This is a genomic window from Serratia sp. DFXYC6 (genome assembly GCF_057196085.1).
This window is the reverse complement of the sequence record NZ_JBXUNV010000001.1, coordinates 787,905-803,463: the sequence shown is the minus strand read 5'-3', so window position 1 is coordinate 803,463 and position 15,559 is coordinate 787,905. Positions and strand designations below refer to the sequence as shown.

The window sequence follows — 15,559 nt, the reverse complement described above, 5'->3', positions numbered from 1 at the left end:
TTATCTCTACGCCGGCGGATGTCTTAGTTATCCTCGGGGACCTCGGCGGCTACCCCTGCCTGATTTAACGTTGCAGACGGTGAAGCCATCTCCCTCTCGCCGATTTTCCAAAGGATGTCCACGCGGCGGTTGCGGCGGCGCCCTTCTTCCGTCGCGTTGTCGTCCAGCGGCTCCTGATCGCCCTTGCCGACCGAGGTCACGGTGCGGTTGTATTTACTGTTGGCCAAGGATTCGCGCAGCTTGTCGGCGACCGTCTGCGCGCGCGCCTCGGACAGTTTCAGGTTGGAGTTGTTGGAGGTGTTGCGATACGGTTTGTTGTCGGTATGCCCGATGACCTCCAGATCGCCCGGCCACGGCGCCAGCGCTTCCCCCAAACGCTCGATGTTGCGTTTCTTTTTAAACTCTTCCGACAGCTTCGACTGCCCGGTGGCGAATGCGCCGTCGGAGGTGAAGATCAACAGCCAGCCGCGCGGATCGGCGCGCACCTCCAGCCACCCTTCGCTGAGGATTTGCGGCAGCGGCTGCGGCAGCGTCTCCATGATGTTGATTTTGCGCGGCTGCGGCGGTGTCCAGGCCAAAATGGCGTTGCGCAGCGCGCGGGACTGATCGTGCAGATACCAGGCGGCCGAGGCATACGCCAGCAGCGCGATGGCCAGGCCGTAGCACAGCAGCTTCAGCGGCGTGATGCGGGTCGCCTTGCGCACCACTTTGCTCGGCTCGGCATCGGCCAGCGTCTGCGTCGGGTTCTGGCTGTACAGATAGCCGTCAAGACGGTTGCGCACGTCGGCCAACAGCACCGCGCCGCGTTCCATTACGTGATATTGCCCTTCGAAGCCCAGCGACAGGATCAGATCGTAAAACGCCAGGATCTCCTTGTTGCGCGGCGAGGCGGCCAGATAGGCCTGCAGGTGCTCGAAGCACTTTTCCCCGCCCCAGGCGTCGCGATAAAACTCCACCAGCAGGCTGAGATTCAGTTCGCCGGATTCGAGCGTGCTCATGCAACACTCATCCACGTAGGAGCACAGCAGATAGGCCAGCTTGTCCACATCGCTCGGCGCGATGTGATCCGCCAGCAGCGTCTGCTGGAATTGTTGGATCTCGCGCACGATCTGCGCGCGCACCGCGCCCGGATTCAGCTGTTTCTGATCGCGCACCCGCTCCACCTGCAGCAGAACCGGGATGGCGGCGGCGATCAGCGGGTTGTCCCAATGGCCCATCATCACGCCGGGCTTGCTCAGCGCGGCGCGGCCGAACAGCCCGCTCGAGGTCGGCGCGGCCTCGGCCGGGCGCTCGCCCGGCGCGGGCTCGCTGCTTTCCGGCGCAACGCTTTCAGCCTCATAAGGCTTGGGTTCGGGGGGCGTCGCCACCCCGGCGCTTCCCGGCCGCAGCTTGGCGGCCAGCGCCCGCGCGCCGAAGGACAGCGCGGCGATCTCCGCCGTCGTTTTGCCCACAGAGCCGGACGCGGGAAGGCGCGGCGTCGCGTTATTGCGCGTTACCGCCATCGCCTCGCGTATTTTTCTCTCGAATTCGTTCATCCCACCCTCCCTTGCCTTAATCCCCAGACGTCAAAACGCAGGTCGGGGAAATCACCCACGATGCTGAGCGCCATCGCCGAGCCGGCCATCATTTCCTTATAAATCGGGTCGGCATGATCAACCTCGAAATAGATGCTGTTCGGGTAATACGGTATGTGCCGCGGCGGCGAAGCCATCGGCAACAAGCGAGCGCCCGGCAATTGCAGATCGATCAGCTGAATGATTTTCTCGACCGGCCCCAGTTTGACCTGCGCGGGGAAATACGAGCGCAGATGCTCGATGGACAAACCGCAGCTGACGGCGAACACCAGTTTTTCCAGGCGCAGCTGCGAGTCGTTCGGGCACAGATAAATGCTGTCGCCGCGATCGACAAACGGCAACGCCACCGCCGGCGCTTCGATCACCAGCGACAGCGCGCGGCGAATCGAGGCGAACAGCTGGAAGTAGCAGTTGTGCGGTTCATCGTGCAGATACACCAAATCGGCCCGATCCCAGAGGCGTTCGCCGCCGGGAATGATGCTGAGCCGCCCCAGCAGGCTCAGCAACGTGTCGAACAGGGTTTCAGGATGCACCTGCGGGCTGGCCAGCAGTTGGCTGATGCGCAAATTGAACTCGCTCAAGGTTTGCAGCAACAGCAGTTCCAGCAGCTCGGAAAGCCCGCCGATCGTCATATGCACGTCCGGGCGGAAAACCGACTCCAGACGCTGGCTGATCAGCCCAAGCAATTCGGTGGTGAAAGCGGGCAGCCAGCCGATGGCGCGGAAATCCAGCATCGGCGGCAAGGCGCGCTCATCCAGCAGCACCCGACGATCGCTGGTCAGCTCGCGCACGAAACCGACCGGCAGCACGCTTTCCGCGCTGCTGACCGCGTCCTCCAGGCTTAGCCGCGTCACCAGGCTGCCCAGTTGCATCGTGCACACGCGCGGCGTTCCCTCCAGGCTGACGCCGTGGTTGCGATCCGGCACCTCGGCGTCCATGGTGCGAAAACGGCTGCTTTTTCGCGCATCCTGGATAAGATCGATCTGGGCGTTGCCGGCGATGTCCATCAGCACGGACAGGCACACCACTTTCCCCTGGCAGCCTTCTCCCAGCACCAGCGGCGGCGGCAGCGGTATATCCTCAGGCATGCTGAACGCCGTGCCGTCGGGGAAAACGCCCTTGGCTTTCTTCAGCGCAAACTTGCCCTGTTCCAATAGCCCGTTGTCGATCTCCAGCGTCAGGAACCCCCAGGTGAAGGTTTCGACGCTGCGCAAGCGCGCTTCAATCAAGTGCTCGAAAAAACGTTCCTGCTGCTGGAAATGCTGCGGTTCCATCAACATGCCTTCTACCCAGGCGACGCGTTGTTTAGGTAACATGTCATTCATCCATTTTGTCGTTAGTCACTATGCTGAGTGACGTCATCCCCACCATCACCTTCATTTGCGAATCAGCCTGCGCAGGGGACTTTTGCTCGGCGAGCGGCAACACGCCGCTGATTTGCTGAAACTCCGCCCCGACGACGACCCATCGCTCTTGCCCCGCCGGCACCTCGAAGCGATAACGCAACGTCTCCCTCGGTTGCAAAATGCTCTGCTGCCGGCTCAGCGCCCCTTCCGACGGCGCCGTCTCGCGGCAAGGAGCGCCGTCGCCAATCCCCTCGGGCATCCACCCCGAGCGATTGGTTTCTATCACGCATACCTTGACCGGCTGCGCCTCCCCGGCGGCATTCGGGTTCACGTTGTCGTTGGCGGTCACCTCGACGTCGATAAACCGCAACCGGCGCCCCGCATCCGCAGCCTCGTCGTGAGAAAACCAGCTGCATCCGCCGAGCATCCCCACCGCCAACAGTCCCCCTGTCGCCATCCCCCGGAGCGTTTTCACCATGCTGAACTCCTATGCATTAACGAAACATTTGGTCTGGCTCGGCGCGACCTGAGTGGCGACCATGTTGTTATTGTTCGTCGTGCTGGAATCGCCTAGCCGCGTGACCGGCATGCCGCCGGTGAAATACTTGCCCGATCCCTGCACCGGCTGCATCTGGGCCGAATGCGTCCCGGAGGCGGCGCCGATCACCCCGCCCGAATCGACGGTGGCCGCGCGAATGCTGCCGAGATTCTGTTCATTGCCGCCGCAAAGGAAACAGTTAGGCACGTTCGGTATGCCGGTGTTGTTGGGCGCGGTGTTCGGGCCCGGCGCCGGTATCATCGGGTCACAGCCGGCAAAGCTGATCCCGGCCATGTTGTTATTGGCTGCAGTCATGGTGGTTTACCCCATATGTATCTGGCCGCCGTCGATCTTCAGCACCGCCGAAGACTTCAGAGAACCAATTTCACTGTTGATGACGAGGGATTGCCGCGCATCCTGAATGATGTGCTTCGCCAGCACCTCGTCGGTTTCCTCCACCCGCCGGCTCGCGTGCTTGCTGCGCACAAACAGGCGTTGAGAGATTTGGTGCAGCGTTTCGGCCACCCAACGGCTGCTGCGCGTCAGCAGCGTGAAGTGCGGGCTGCGCAACGTCAGCCGCTTGCCGCCCTGCAGCTCGATCTCCGGCGCCACGATGCGCAAGTTGGCGCAGCGGCTGTCCAGCGTCATGACGGCGTGCGCCTGTTGCCGCGACAAGATCTCGGTAATGACCAACTTGTCGCCGTCGGCGATGACGCAAACGCGATCGCCCGCCAGCGGCTGAACCAGGCAGCTGGTGGCGACCGCCAGACAATGGGCTCGCATGCCGTCGACATACAGACTGCCGTTGGCGTCGGCCGCCAGCGTCACTACCTTGCGCCCCCCTTGTTCGGGAAGCGGAGCGCTGCGCACCAACTGCAAAGGCGTCACCCTGGCGTTGGCATAGACCTTCTGATGCTCTCTTCTGGATTTATACATATCTGCTTACTCCTGTTGGCCGTTGATACGACGGTTGCCGCGGCCCCGGTTGTTGATGCGCATACCAGGCGTCGATCGCACTCAAGAACGGATCGGCGGTAAGCGGCACGTTTTCGGCGCGATGACGCTGCGCGCCATGCAGGCGAGCACTCTGTTGCTGAGCGGCGGTCAACGGCTGTTCGATCAGGTTCGCTTCCCGCAGTTCGGCCTGCTCAAGATTGGCTAACGCCAGATCGCACGCCCTGAATTCCGCTTGCGGCAAGATGGCGCGCCCCCAGTTGGCGCCGCCCATCGCGCATTCGCTGAACCGGGCCTTCTGCCCCTGCGCCAGGGTCAGCGTCGCGCGTTCGAAATCGCAGCGCTGTACCTGCGCTTCGGCGAAGATCGCCGAGGTCAGATCGCTGTCGGCGAACGAACACCCCTCCAGCTCGCTGCGGTGAAAACTGGCGCCCTGCAGCTGTAGCTGCGCCAAAGTGCAGCCCGACAGGCGGCAGGTGAACCAGATGCGCGCCTGCCCCGCGATCGTCTGCCAGCTGCACGTCTCCAGCTGACAACTGCCCATCACCTGACGATCCAGGGTCGACGCCTGCCACAGGCACTGCGTGAGTTGGCAGGCGTACCAGTTGGCGTCCTGTATCACGTCCTGGTGAAACATCAGGTTGGTCAGGGTGCTGGACTGCACCGCCAGATGCCCCAGGCTGCTGCGTTCAATTTCCGCGCCGTTGACCTCGCACCGGATCAAACCGCAGTCATCCAGCAGACAATCGCCGACGTAACACCCCTGCAGCGCGGTGTCGTTACACGCCAAATTGCACAGCAGCCCCTGTTGCAGCGTCAGGTTGTCAAACCGGCATTCGTTGAACGACAGGCGCATCAGGCTGCCACCGACCACGTTGACCTGCTGCAGGGTGCAGCCCTCAAAGCGCACCGCCCGCAAATCACAGCCTTCAAACGTGACGCGTTCGAAATGACAGTCGATGAAAAAGCAGTCGCTCAGCGTCAACCCTTTCAGCTCGCGATCGTGGAACCGGCGTTTCTTGAAGATCCGCGGCATGGGCGGCGTCTGCGCCACCGCCTGGGCGACCTCCAGTTCGATCGCCTCTCGGTCAGGCAGCGCCTGTTGAATCACGCGGCTTTCAGTTTTCATGCGCATAGTCCCCATGAATGATTCTGCGCGGCACCCAACACGCACGCTCCAGCAGACAACCGCTGAACCGCGTGCCGGCGTCCTGCCAGGTCATCGCCAGATGCGCCGCCGCCAGATTGCACTGGTCAAATGCCGCATCGCGCAGATCGGCGTTATAAAACAGGCCTTGCTGAGCGCTGCTGTTTTGCCAACGTGAGTGCGTCAACAGGCTGTCTTTAAACCGCACGCCGGCCAGATCGCAGCCGGCGATCGCGCAGGCCGTCAGATCGGCCTCGTCAAAGTTGCATTCAGTGAAAACGCTGTACTGCAGTTGGCACCTCTCCATACGCGCCGCTTTCAATCCCACTTTGGTGAAACAGCTATCGCTGAACACGGCGTGGGAAAAGTTCGCCTGCATGCCCGCCGTCAGGCTCTCGACACGGCAGCGTTCGAACCGCACGCCGCGCCAGTTGCCGCCAAGGAACGAGTTTTTGGTGAGCGTCATCTCCAGCGCAACCGCCTCTTCGGCGAGGCAGCGGTTAAACACGCACGCGTCCAGCTCGCCTTGCAGAAACTGCGCGCGGATCAGCGTTGCGCCATTAAACATGCCGTTGCCGATCGCCGCGTGTTCAAAGCGGCTCGCGGTGAAATCGCCCCGCTCGAAAACGCAGTTATCCAGCTTCACGTGGTCGGCGCGCAGGCCTTGCCCCTGAGGCTCCGCCAGCGTCACCCGTTCGAAGACCGCCTCTTGCCACACGCTTTCCGCCAGCAACGGCTTTTGCAGCGTGCACGAGATCATGCGGATCTGGCGCAGCGCCGCCTGCGTCAGGTTGACCCCATCAAAAACGCAGTTTTCGAAGGTGCAGTTCTCAAAAGAAGCCTGCGAGAAATCGCAGCGCTCAAAGCGGCACTGCAGAAAATGCCTGCCCGACAGCGCCTCGCAGCGCAAACCGCTGAAGGTCTTTCCTTCCACGGTCGCGCTATCGGGGAAAAACGCGTCATTGCCGTCTTCGGCGGGAAGATCCGGCACATCGGGCAGCGTCACGGAAGCCGGCTCCGCCGACGTTTGTTGCTGGTGCAAGGCGATCGCCTCGCGGATGCGTCGATAGAACACGGCGGAATCGCCCAGAGAGGTGGGCGACGGATCGTAACGCAAGTCGCTGGGGTGATCCGACACCGCCTGGATGACGTTCAACCCCATCTCCGCCGGCATCAGATCCGGATCAAACAGAAACTCAAAGGGCGAGGCGTCATCGTCGCTGCGCTTGCGGAATACCTGTTGGAAATAGTCGAACGAGCGCGGCGCATCGCAGCGATCCAACGCCAGCATGACGGACTCGATGGACTCGTCCAGCAGATGCGTCAACGGCGCATTGCCGGTGAAGATAAGCAAAGCGATGTCGCTGTCGGGCAGGAACCACAGCGTTTTGCGCTGCAGCTCGATTTCCTCGAGGCTGTCGCTATCGTGACGGCGGATGAACGCCCGTCCGCGCACCGCCGGCAGCTCGCCGCGAATCGCCTCGCTTTGCGCGCCGACGCCCTGCAGCTCGAAGGGCACCCGATCCGGCCACGCCGCTTCCGGCAACCACTGCGCCGGCGGCGCCATCTGGAAATAACGCCGATCGATATTGGCCGGCAGCCCGGGGAATACCGTCTCGAGATAGGCTTTGCCGGCGATCTGGCCCGCCACCTTATCGATGTGCGCCTTGCGCAGCGCAAACTCGTGCGGCACCGGCGCCGGCGCCGCCAGCGGAGAGCGCTCCTGCGCGGTCCCCTCGGCGGACAGCGTCATCAGCAGCGGCCGCAGCCCGTCATTGCAGCCGCGGCCAAACGGGTTCTCCTTGTTGTCTTTGCCGCCCCAGGCGGAGGTGTGATCCAGCGGCACGCTGAGGAAGGGTTCCACCTCCATCGCGCCGCGCCGTCCCTCGCCCTCGACCCGCCAACGGCGCTTCAGCCCGCCGATGTCGGCGCTGACATTCAGCGTTTTCACCGGCTGACCGATACCGGCATGGCCGGCGATCAGGTATTCGGCGAACGGCTTCGGCTCGGCAACATCCAATATCGGCAGGCTGAGCGGCACGCGCTTCCACGCCTCCCAGATTTCGGCTTCGTTCACGAAGTGTTCAGGCCGGGACAGGTAGCATCCGGCCACGACGCTGATGCCGAGCCGGCTGTCTGTCCCGATCTGGTAACTTCCTTTAATCGCCACCAATTGCTGTGGCCGTATGATTCTCATTGCCGCGCCTCGTTAGTTTTTGCTTTGCATCCCGACTTTTTTCAAATCGACGCCGGTCTCGGACAGTGACGCGCCGGTATAGCTGATCGACACCCCTGTCGTGCTGGTGCTGCTGCCGGTATTGCTGACGCTACTGCCGGTATTGCTGACGCTGCTGCCGGTGCTGCTGACGCTGCTGCCGGTGGTGCCGACGCTGCTGCCGGTGGTGCTCACGCTGCTGCCGGTGGTGCTGATGCTGCAGCCGGTGGTGCTGGTCGACGATCCGGTGGTGCTGATGCTGCAGCCGGTGGTGCTGGTCGACGATCCGGTGGTGCTGACGCTGACGCCGGTAAAGCTGGTGCTGCTGCCGGTCTGGCTGGTGCTGACCGTGGTGTAGCTGTTGCTTTCGCCGGTCATGCTGTTGCTGATGCTGGTGAAGGAGTTGCTTTCGCCGGTCATCGAGTTTGATACGCCGGTGCAGCTGGTGCTCTGCCCGGTGAACGAGGTGCTCAGCCCGGTGAACGAAGTGCTGACGCCGGTAAATGACGTGCTCACGCCGGTGAACGAGGTGCTGACGCCGGTGAACGAGGTGCTCACGCCGGTGGCGGTGAGGCTGACGCCGGTCATCGACGCGCTGACGCCTTTAATCGAGGCGTCAAACCCGGTAATGCTGAAGACGTAATCCTTGTAAGAGACGTGGTTGGTGAACCAGTCGGTAAAGGTGCGGCGGATGATGTCGAACTTGTCCATTCCCACCTCGGTGGCCTGGTTGCGCTCCACCGTGGTTTGCAGATCGCGTTCGGCATGCAGCATGACGCGTTCGTTGTTGCGGTTGTCATCGAAGGTCAACTGGCTGGCATGCTGCGGCTTGCCGAAGCGCAGCGAACGCGACACCATGCCCGAGTAGTTGATGTATTCAGGCAACTGATAAGGCGGCGGGTTGTCGCCGTTATACACAATCCCGGTCACCATCGGACGATCGAGATCGCCGTCGACATAGGTCACCAGCACTTCCTGGCCGACGCGCGGCATGGCGATCACGCCCCAGCCTTTCCCCGCCCAGGCCTGCACCACACGGATCCAGCAAGAGCTGTCTTCCTCGGTGGTTTTGTAGCGATCCCAGTGGAAATGCACGCGGATGCGCGCAAATTTGTCGGTATGCACTTCGGAGTTGGGCGCGCCGACCACGGTGGCGCTCTGGATGCCCGGCATCTGCGGTTTTGGCGTTTCGCGCAGCGGGCGGAACGGCACGTCGTCGTTCAACGCATTGAAACGGCAGGTGACGTTGCGGCCGTCGCTGCTGCTGTCCGGGCCGTCTTGCACGAACACATAGTCGCAGCGAGTCAGCTTGAAGCGGCGGTTGCGGTTGGCGTCCGGATGCAAAATCAAGGAGAAATCCTTGCCGGCCATCAGCCCGACGGCGTTGCTCTCGCCAAACAGCAGATGGCCGTCGCTTTGCATTTCTTCCAGGCGCAGCCGCGCCAGGTTTTCACCGCGTTCGGTATCCACATAACCCGCCGCGTAGTCGTACCACTCCAGCGGGGTGTTCTGCAGGCCGAGGCGGCTCTCTTCCACCTTGGTTTGCAGGTTCTTGCGCGGGTTCTGGAAGTCAAAGTCGCGCAGCACGATTTCATTCGGGCGCACTTTGCGGGAGCGCTGGATGCGCTGGATCCCTTCGCGGATGGCGCGGTTTTCTTCGCTGTCTGGCATGAACGGCAACACGGCGTAACCGAAATCCAGATCGTCGAAATTCTGCCGGTCGGTGATCACCAGCGTGTGTTTATCCTCGGCGTGATCGAAGTAATACCAGATGCCTTCGTCTTCCAGCAGGCGGCTGATAAACGCGAAATCCGTTTCGGAAAACTGCACGCAATATTCACGCGTCGGATAAGTGCCTTGAATATCCAGACGGTAGTCGGCAAAACCGTAGCGCGAGAAGATTTGCTCGATGATGTCGAGCACGTTCAAATCCTGGAAAATGCGGCTGTTGCGGTTTTGCATCAAAAACCACAGCCAGGTGCTCAGCTCCAGCTTATAAACGAACTTATCCTGATGCTGCCCCGAATCGGAGGCGCCGATCACGTAAGCGTAAAACGGCCGCGCGCCGAAATCCGGCCTTTCTATTTGAATGCTGATCCCTTGACCCAGCAGAGATTCATAATCAACGTCCGCCTGTTCACATTCGAATTCGAGCGTATATTGCGAGTTGCTCGACAACCCTTCTTTGGTGGTGAAGCTGAGTGGAAACGCATTTAATTCGGCTAACACCGGGTTATCAATTTCGATTAAAGGCATAACAACCTCTCTGATCCGATATCGAACCCCGCCCCGCGTTTACGGGCCGGCGGCAAATTAAAAATCAGTCGAAATAAACACTTAAACTATCGTTCTCGACCATGAGTTGGATATTCTGCAGTTCCTGTCCCGTCCGTTTGCGCTGCAGCACTTCATTGCTGATGGGCGGCAAAATCGCCTGCTGCAGCAGCGACTCGACCGCTCTGCCGCGCGAAGGATGGGCGCTGATGCGTTTGGCTATCCAGCCTGGAATGTCGCCTTCCAGCACCAGCGACACGCCCACTTCTTTGTGCAAACGCTGTTGTAAACGCGAAATCTGTTTGGTGGCGATATGGGTTATCGCTTCGGTAGAAAGCGGCACGTAGGGAATGACGTTCATGCGCGCCAACAGCGCCGCCGGGAAGAAGCGCGCCAGCACGTCGTGCAGCATCGGCCGCAGCGCTTCGGTTTTCAGATCCGGCGTTTCCGCCAGCGTCGCTTCTATTTCGCCGGCGCCGATATTGCTCGTCATTAAAATGAAACACTGGCGGAAGCTGATCATGCGGCCCTCACCGTCTTCCATCACGCCCTTGTCGAAGACTTGATAAAACGCCTCGTGGATATCGGGATGCGCCTTGTCGAATTCGTCGAGCAAGACGATGGAATAAGGTTTGCGGCGCACCGCCTCGGTCAACTTGCCGCCCTTGCCGTAGCCGACATAGCCCGGCGGCGCCCCTTTCAGGGTGGAAACGGTATGCGATTCCTGAAACTCGCTCATATTGAAGACGATCAGGTTGTGCGCGCCGCCGTACATCGCCTCCGCCAGCGCAAACGCGGTCTCCGTTTTGCCGACGCCGCTCGGGCCGGACAGCATGAAAACGCCCAATGGCCGATCGTGCGCCTGAATGCCGGCGCGGGAGATGCGCACCGCCTGCGCGATTTCATCGATCGCCGTCTGCTGGCCGAATATCTGGCGGCTCAGCAGTTGATTGAGATTGAGCGCATTGTCCAGATCGCTTTGCAGCATGCGGCCGGTGGGGATGCCGGTCCAATCCGACAACACCTCCGCCACGACGCGGTCATCCACCCACGGATACACCAACGGCAGGCCGCCGTCTTGCAAGGCTCCCAGCTCGGAGGCCAACTGCGGCAAGCGCTCCGGCGACTGCCGCTCCGCGTCGAGCAAGGTGGTGACCGCCTGTTGCTCCTGCGCCTGCCGCTGACGCAGCGCAGCCAGTTCGCCTTCCATATCGCTGAGGGTCTGCTGCAATTCAGTGATGCGGCTGAGCGCCAGATCGTCGAATTTGCTTTCCTCCTGCAGGCCGTTCATTTCGGTGCGCTTCACCGCCAACCCGGCCTCGAGCGACTCGATTTTTTCAGGCAGCGCATGCTGGCTCAGCGCCACCCGCGCGCAGGCGGTGTCCAGCAAGCTGATGGCTTTGTCCGGCAGTTGCCGCGACGGCAGATGGCGCAGCGACAAATGCACCGCCGCCTGCAGCGCCGACTCGCGGATCTTGACGCTGTGGTGCTGCGCAAAATGCGGGGCGATGGCGCGCATCATGTTCACCGCATTCTCTTCGTCGGGTTCAGAAACCAACACGTACTGGAAACGGCGCGTCAGCGCGGCGTCCGGCTCGATAAACTGTTTGTATTCCGACCAGGTGGTCGCCGCCACCATGCGCAGCGCCCCCCTGGCCAGCATCGGTTTCAACAGGTTGACGGCGTCGCCGGTGCCGGCCTGCCCGCCGGCGCCCACCAGCGTATGCGCCTCGTCGCAAAACAGGATCACCGGCACCGCCGAATGCGCGATGGCGTCGATCAGCGCTTTCAGGCGCGATTCGAATTCGCCCCTCATGCTCGCCCCGGCCTGCATGCGCCCCAGATCCAAAGACAGCAGCCGGGCGCCCTGCAGCAGCGGCGGCACCTGCCCCTGGGCTATCTTGCAGGCCAGCGCTTCCGCCACCGCCGTTTTGCCGACCCCGGCTTCGCCCACCAAAATCGGGTTGTTCTGCCGGCGACGCAGCAAGATGTCGATCACCTGGCGCAGCTCCGCTTCGCGGCCAATCACCGGATCGATTTCACCGTCGCGCGCCTGGCGGGTCAGATCGGCGCACCATTTATCGAGAATATCGACCGTCTCGGACGTCTCCGGCGCATCGCCGTGGGCGCTGTAGACCTCTTCTTCCTCTTCCTCATGCTCGACGGACTCCGCCAGAATCGCCGGATAATCGTCGAACAGCTGCGGGATCGGCAGTTTTTTGAACTCGTCGCTCAGCCGGTACAGGCTGCGCTGCAACGTGGGATCCTGCAGAATGCCGACCAGGATATGAATGGTGCGCACCCCGCCGGACGGCGTTTCGGCGAGCTGGCTCATCAGCAGCCCTCTTTCCACCACCGTTTCCAGTTGCGTCGACAGATCCACCACCGCATTCGTGCGGTTCGGCAAGGTATGAAGAATGCGATCCAACGCATCGCTGATGCGCTGACTGTTGATGGCGTAGTGCGCCAGGATCAGCGGCAGGTCGCCGCGCTCCTTGTCCACCAGGACTTTCAGCCAGTGTTCCAGCTCCACGTATTCGTGCCTGAAGGTTCGGCACAGCTTGGTCGCTTCGACGAACGACTGATAGGCAAAGTGGCCCAATCGCGAAAAAAGACGTTCTCGTTGATACACCTTAAATTTCCTTATATTAAGTTGTTGATTGATAAACCAGCTGCCTAAACGTCCCTGTCTTAGGTTTCAGCCAGCTGTCTTTACTCAGCGACTTGCCGCCCAGCTGCGCCGCCATGCCCGGCTCCGTGGCGATCAGCAGGCTGACATCCAGCATCAACTGATGGCTCGTAAAGTCATGACAGATGCTCACCAGCGCCTGCAGCCGCCGGCTGCCGCGCTGATACTGCTGATACTGCGGGGCCCCCAGCGGGCCGATCTGAATATGCGCGCCGTACTGGGCATCGAAAAAGCGGCTGCCGATGCGCGTGCTGCCCAACTTGCCCAGCTTTTGGCTGCCGCTTTGCTTGCCGTCGTCGATCCACTTGGCGTAGCGCGGCGTAATCGTGATGGGAACGGCGAAATAGGCCGCCAACATCTTGTTGAGCTGCCGCAGCGAGCGGCGACCGGGCAGATAAGTGCCGGGGTACGCCTCGCGCAGGCGCTGGATATGCGGGTTCACCGTCAGCGCCGTATCGACGCCCACCGTCTGGCGCAAATGGCGCAAGAACGGGTTTTTGTCATCGTCATGCTCATGGCCGATCATCGCCTTCAGCTGCGCCCATGCCCGGTAGTGCAATACGGCGAAGCGCTGGCTGACGATGCCGACGAACTGCTGGAACGCCTGGTTGCGTCTGGCGATGACTTCGGTGCGCGCGTGCTCGGTCACATGGATCGGCAGCGGGCCGTAGGGGGCGAACATGCCGAAATGCCGCGCCTGGATCAGCACTTGCTTAGGGCGCTGCACGATAGAGGCGATTTCACGCGAAGCGAACGCCATATCCGCCGGCTGGGTAATGCAGAGCCTTTCGCGGCTGCGATCGTTGGAGACGCCGAGCCGCGGCGCATCCGGCTGCGCGCGTTCGATACGCCGCAGCAGCTCGAAAAAATCCTGTCGATTGGACAGCCCGCGGATTTCGGCCTGGCCCGCGCTTTCGCTCTGCGCCCCCGGCGTTGGCGCCTGTTCCAACGAGAGCGCCGTTTCACGCATCAACGACATATCAGCCATAGTAGAGCGCCCCCCAGTCGGCGTGGGTTTCCCCATCCAGCAACAGCTTCATGCTTAACGTTTGGTTCAGGTCGCCGTATTGGCTCAACGCGTGGTGCAATATTTTGCCGAACAGATAGGCGCCGTGGTCGGCATGATGGTTGGCGCTTAAGTTGACGGCGATCTCGGCCCCGCGGATCCAGGCCAGCGGCCCCGGCCCCTGATTGCGTTCGAAGTGGTGCTCCACCCAGGCGTTTTTGATGCTGGCGATGCGCTTGCGCTGGCTGGAGTCATCCTGATGGCAGAACAACGACAGCCAGTCGCGCAACAGCGCCGAACAATCCTGAACGTCGGGGCGCGCATGGCGCAGAGGATTGGAGGCCAGCATCTGAATCGCCTGCCACGCCTGGCTGATGTTCGGCACCGCGACCGGGTTGCTCGGGTAGCGGACGATCTCCACCTGGTGGATCGGCATCGCCGTTTCCAGCTGGAAATGCGGCTGCTGAAGGTGCGCCGGCACCAGATGCCGTTCGCAGACCAGCGCCTCGACGCTGAGCGACGTGATGTCGTCGATGTCGATGCCGCTTTTGCCCGGCGAGATGGCGATGAAGGTATCTTCGTTGGGCAGGTGCGGATTGTTGTACTTGGAGGGCGACGGCTCCCGACGACGGTGCAGCGTATAACCGGCCGGCTCCCGCTCGCAGTCGTACTGCACGTCGGCCTGCAGCGAAGAGAAAATCACCGGGTTGCCGTCGGGCAGCATGCCTTTCACCTGTTTTACGCTGTGTATCTCATACAGCGAGGTGTTCAAACGATCGACCACCAGCTGGTGCTCCGTGCGCTCATCCGTCAGCAGCACCGGCGAGCAATGGCGGCGATACAGGTTGATGACCGGGGTCGCGAAAAGATGAAAATCCCTGGCGTTGACGCGACCGATCAGAGTGAGTGGGCGTTGCTCCAGCGCGAACAAGATCTCGAACTCGTGAACGCGTTCACATTGGCGCAGAAAATCCTGCACGCCATGCAGCTCCAGGCTGAAGAAGCGGCTTGGCGCGGCGAAGTATTCGCGCATCAGCCGGTTGCCGGGCAATTCTCCCACCACGGTGGGCAACAAGGCTTCTTCATCGCTGACGCCGCCCAGGCGCAAGCTGTCCGGCGGCAAGACTTTGACGATTGGCCGGTCGTCGCTTTTCGCCCATAGCACGATGCGCAAGGTGCGATTAAGCAACGCGGCCAGCAGTTGATTGGCCCGCACCGTATCTTCCGCCAGCGTCAGGTGCAGCGGCTCGAGATCCAGCTCCGAGACGGGAAGCACGCCGTGGGTCGTCAGGCATATCCTGACGTAGGCCGAGCAATCCTGCATGTGTCTGGCGGCGCCGTCAGGCAAATGGTGCGGCGGCAAAATCTCGCATTCCGCCAGTGAAATCTCAACCGGCTGCACTTTAATATGCCGCGCCGTGGTGAACGTGGCGGGTTTGTTGTTCAGCGAGATATCGTTGAGGGTCATGCGGCTCCCGCGCGGCAGGTCAACCTGGCTGTGCCACTGGGGAAAAGAGAGATCGGGCTTAATCGCGACGGTGGCGATCGCGGGAACCGGCGTATACCACAGCGGCGCCAGGCGTGAGAGCATTTGCAGGGCAAATTCCGGCTGCTCATTGTTCAGCTTTTCCTGGATGCGGGTGCAAAGGAACGCGGAGCCCTCCAACAGACGCTCAACGAAAGGATCCAGCACGCCGTCGATATGCATGCCTAAATGCTGGGCGACCTGGGGATGAGAAGAGGCGAACTGACGACCGGCCTCGCGAAAATAACGCAGCTCATCATTATATAATTGGAGAAAGCGCTCACTGAACAT

At 61.6% G+C, this 15,559-nt stretch carries 11 protein-coding genes; all 11 read right to left on the bottom strand.

Annotated features, from left to right (window positions below; all coding sequences use genetic code 11):
* Positions 1-23: 23 nt before the first annotated feature.
* The 11 genes from icmH to tssF all read right to left on the bottom strand — a co-directional run bounded on the left by icmH (position 24) and on the right by tssF (position 15,559).
* Complete coding sequence (gene icmH, locus AC2CGQ_RS03960) at positions 24-1,535, bottom strand: type IVB secretion system protein IcmH/DotU (protein WP_004935328.1); 1,512 nt, start codon at positions 1,533-1,535, stop codon at positions 24-26.
* Complete coding sequence (gene tssK / locus AC2CGQ_RS03955; RefSeq protein WP_004935332.1) at positions 1,532-2,890, bottom strand: type VI secretion system baseplate subunit TssK; 1,359 nt, start codon at positions 2,888-2,890, stop codon at positions 1,532-1,534. The genes icmH and tssK overlap by 4 nt, the downstream gene beginning before the upstream one ends.
* Position 2,891: 1 nt before the next feature.
* Complete coding sequence (locus AC2CGQ_RS03950; protein WP_099982554.1) at positions 2,892-3,377, bottom strand: type VI secretion lipoprotein TssJ; 486 nt, start codon at positions 3,375-3,377, stop codon at positions 2,892-2,894.
* Between the two features lie 30 nt (positions 3,378-3,407).
* On the bottom strand, positions 3,408-3,773 hold the full coding sequence (locus AC2CGQ_RS03945; RefSeq protein WP_031300673.1) for a PAAR-like domain-containing protein: 366 nt from the start codon (positions 3,771-3,773) through the stop codon (positions 3,408-3,410).
* A gap of 6 nt (positions 3,774-3,779) precedes the next feature.
* The gene (locus tag AC2CGQ_RS03940; RefSeq protein WP_021505818.1) at positions 3,780-4,394 is read right to left on the bottom strand and encodes a DUF3540 domain-containing protein; all 615 of its coding nucleotides are present in this window, start codon (positions 4,392-4,394) and stop codon (positions 3,780-3,782) included.
* Positions 4,387-5,541, bottom strand: a complete 1,155-nt coding sequence (locus AC2CGQ_RS03935) for a pentapeptide repeat-containing protein (protein WP_015378387.1) — start codon at positions 5,539-5,541, stop codon at positions 4,387-4,389. The genes AC2CGQ_RS03940 and AC2CGQ_RS03935 overlap by 8 nt, the downstream gene beginning before the upstream one ends.
* Entirely contained in the window at positions 5,531-7,756 is a 2,226-nt protein-coding gene (locus AC2CGQ_RS03930; protein ID WP_484593488.1) for a DUF2169 family type VI secretion system accessory protein, read from the bottom strand. The genes AC2CGQ_RS03935 and AC2CGQ_RS03930 overlap by 11 nt, the downstream gene beginning before the upstream one ends.
* A gap of 12 nt (positions 7,757-7,768) precedes the next feature.
* On the bottom strand, positions 7,769-10,030 hold the full coding sequence (gene vgrG, locus AC2CGQ_RS03925) for a type VI secretion system tip protein VgrG (RefSeq protein WP_004935351.1): 2,262 nt from the start codon (positions 10,028-10,030) through the stop codon (positions 7,769-7,771).
* Between the two features lie 64 nt (positions 10,031-10,094).
* Positions 10,095-12,680 carry a type VI secretion system ATPase TssH gene (gene tssH / locus AC2CGQ_RS03920; RefSeq protein WP_021505820.1) on the bottom strand — a complete coding sequence of 862 codons (2,586 nt, stop codon included), beginning with the start codon at positions 12,678-12,680 and terminating at the stop codon, positions 10,095-10,097.
* Between the two features lie 16 nt (positions 12,681-12,696).
* A complete protein-coding gene (gene tssG / locus AC2CGQ_RS03915; protein ID WP_004935359.1) occupies positions 12,697-13,725 on the bottom strand; it encodes a type VI secretion system baseplate subunit TssG in 1,029 nt (342 codons plus the stop codon).
* On the bottom strand, positions 13,718-15,559 hold the full coding sequence (tssF, locus tag AC2CGQ_RS03910; RefSeq protein ID WP_004935363.1) for a type VI secretion system baseplate subunit TssF: 1,842 nt from the start codon (positions 15,557-15,559) through the stop codon (positions 13,718-13,720). The genes tssG and tssF overlap by 8 nt, the downstream gene beginning before the upstream one ends.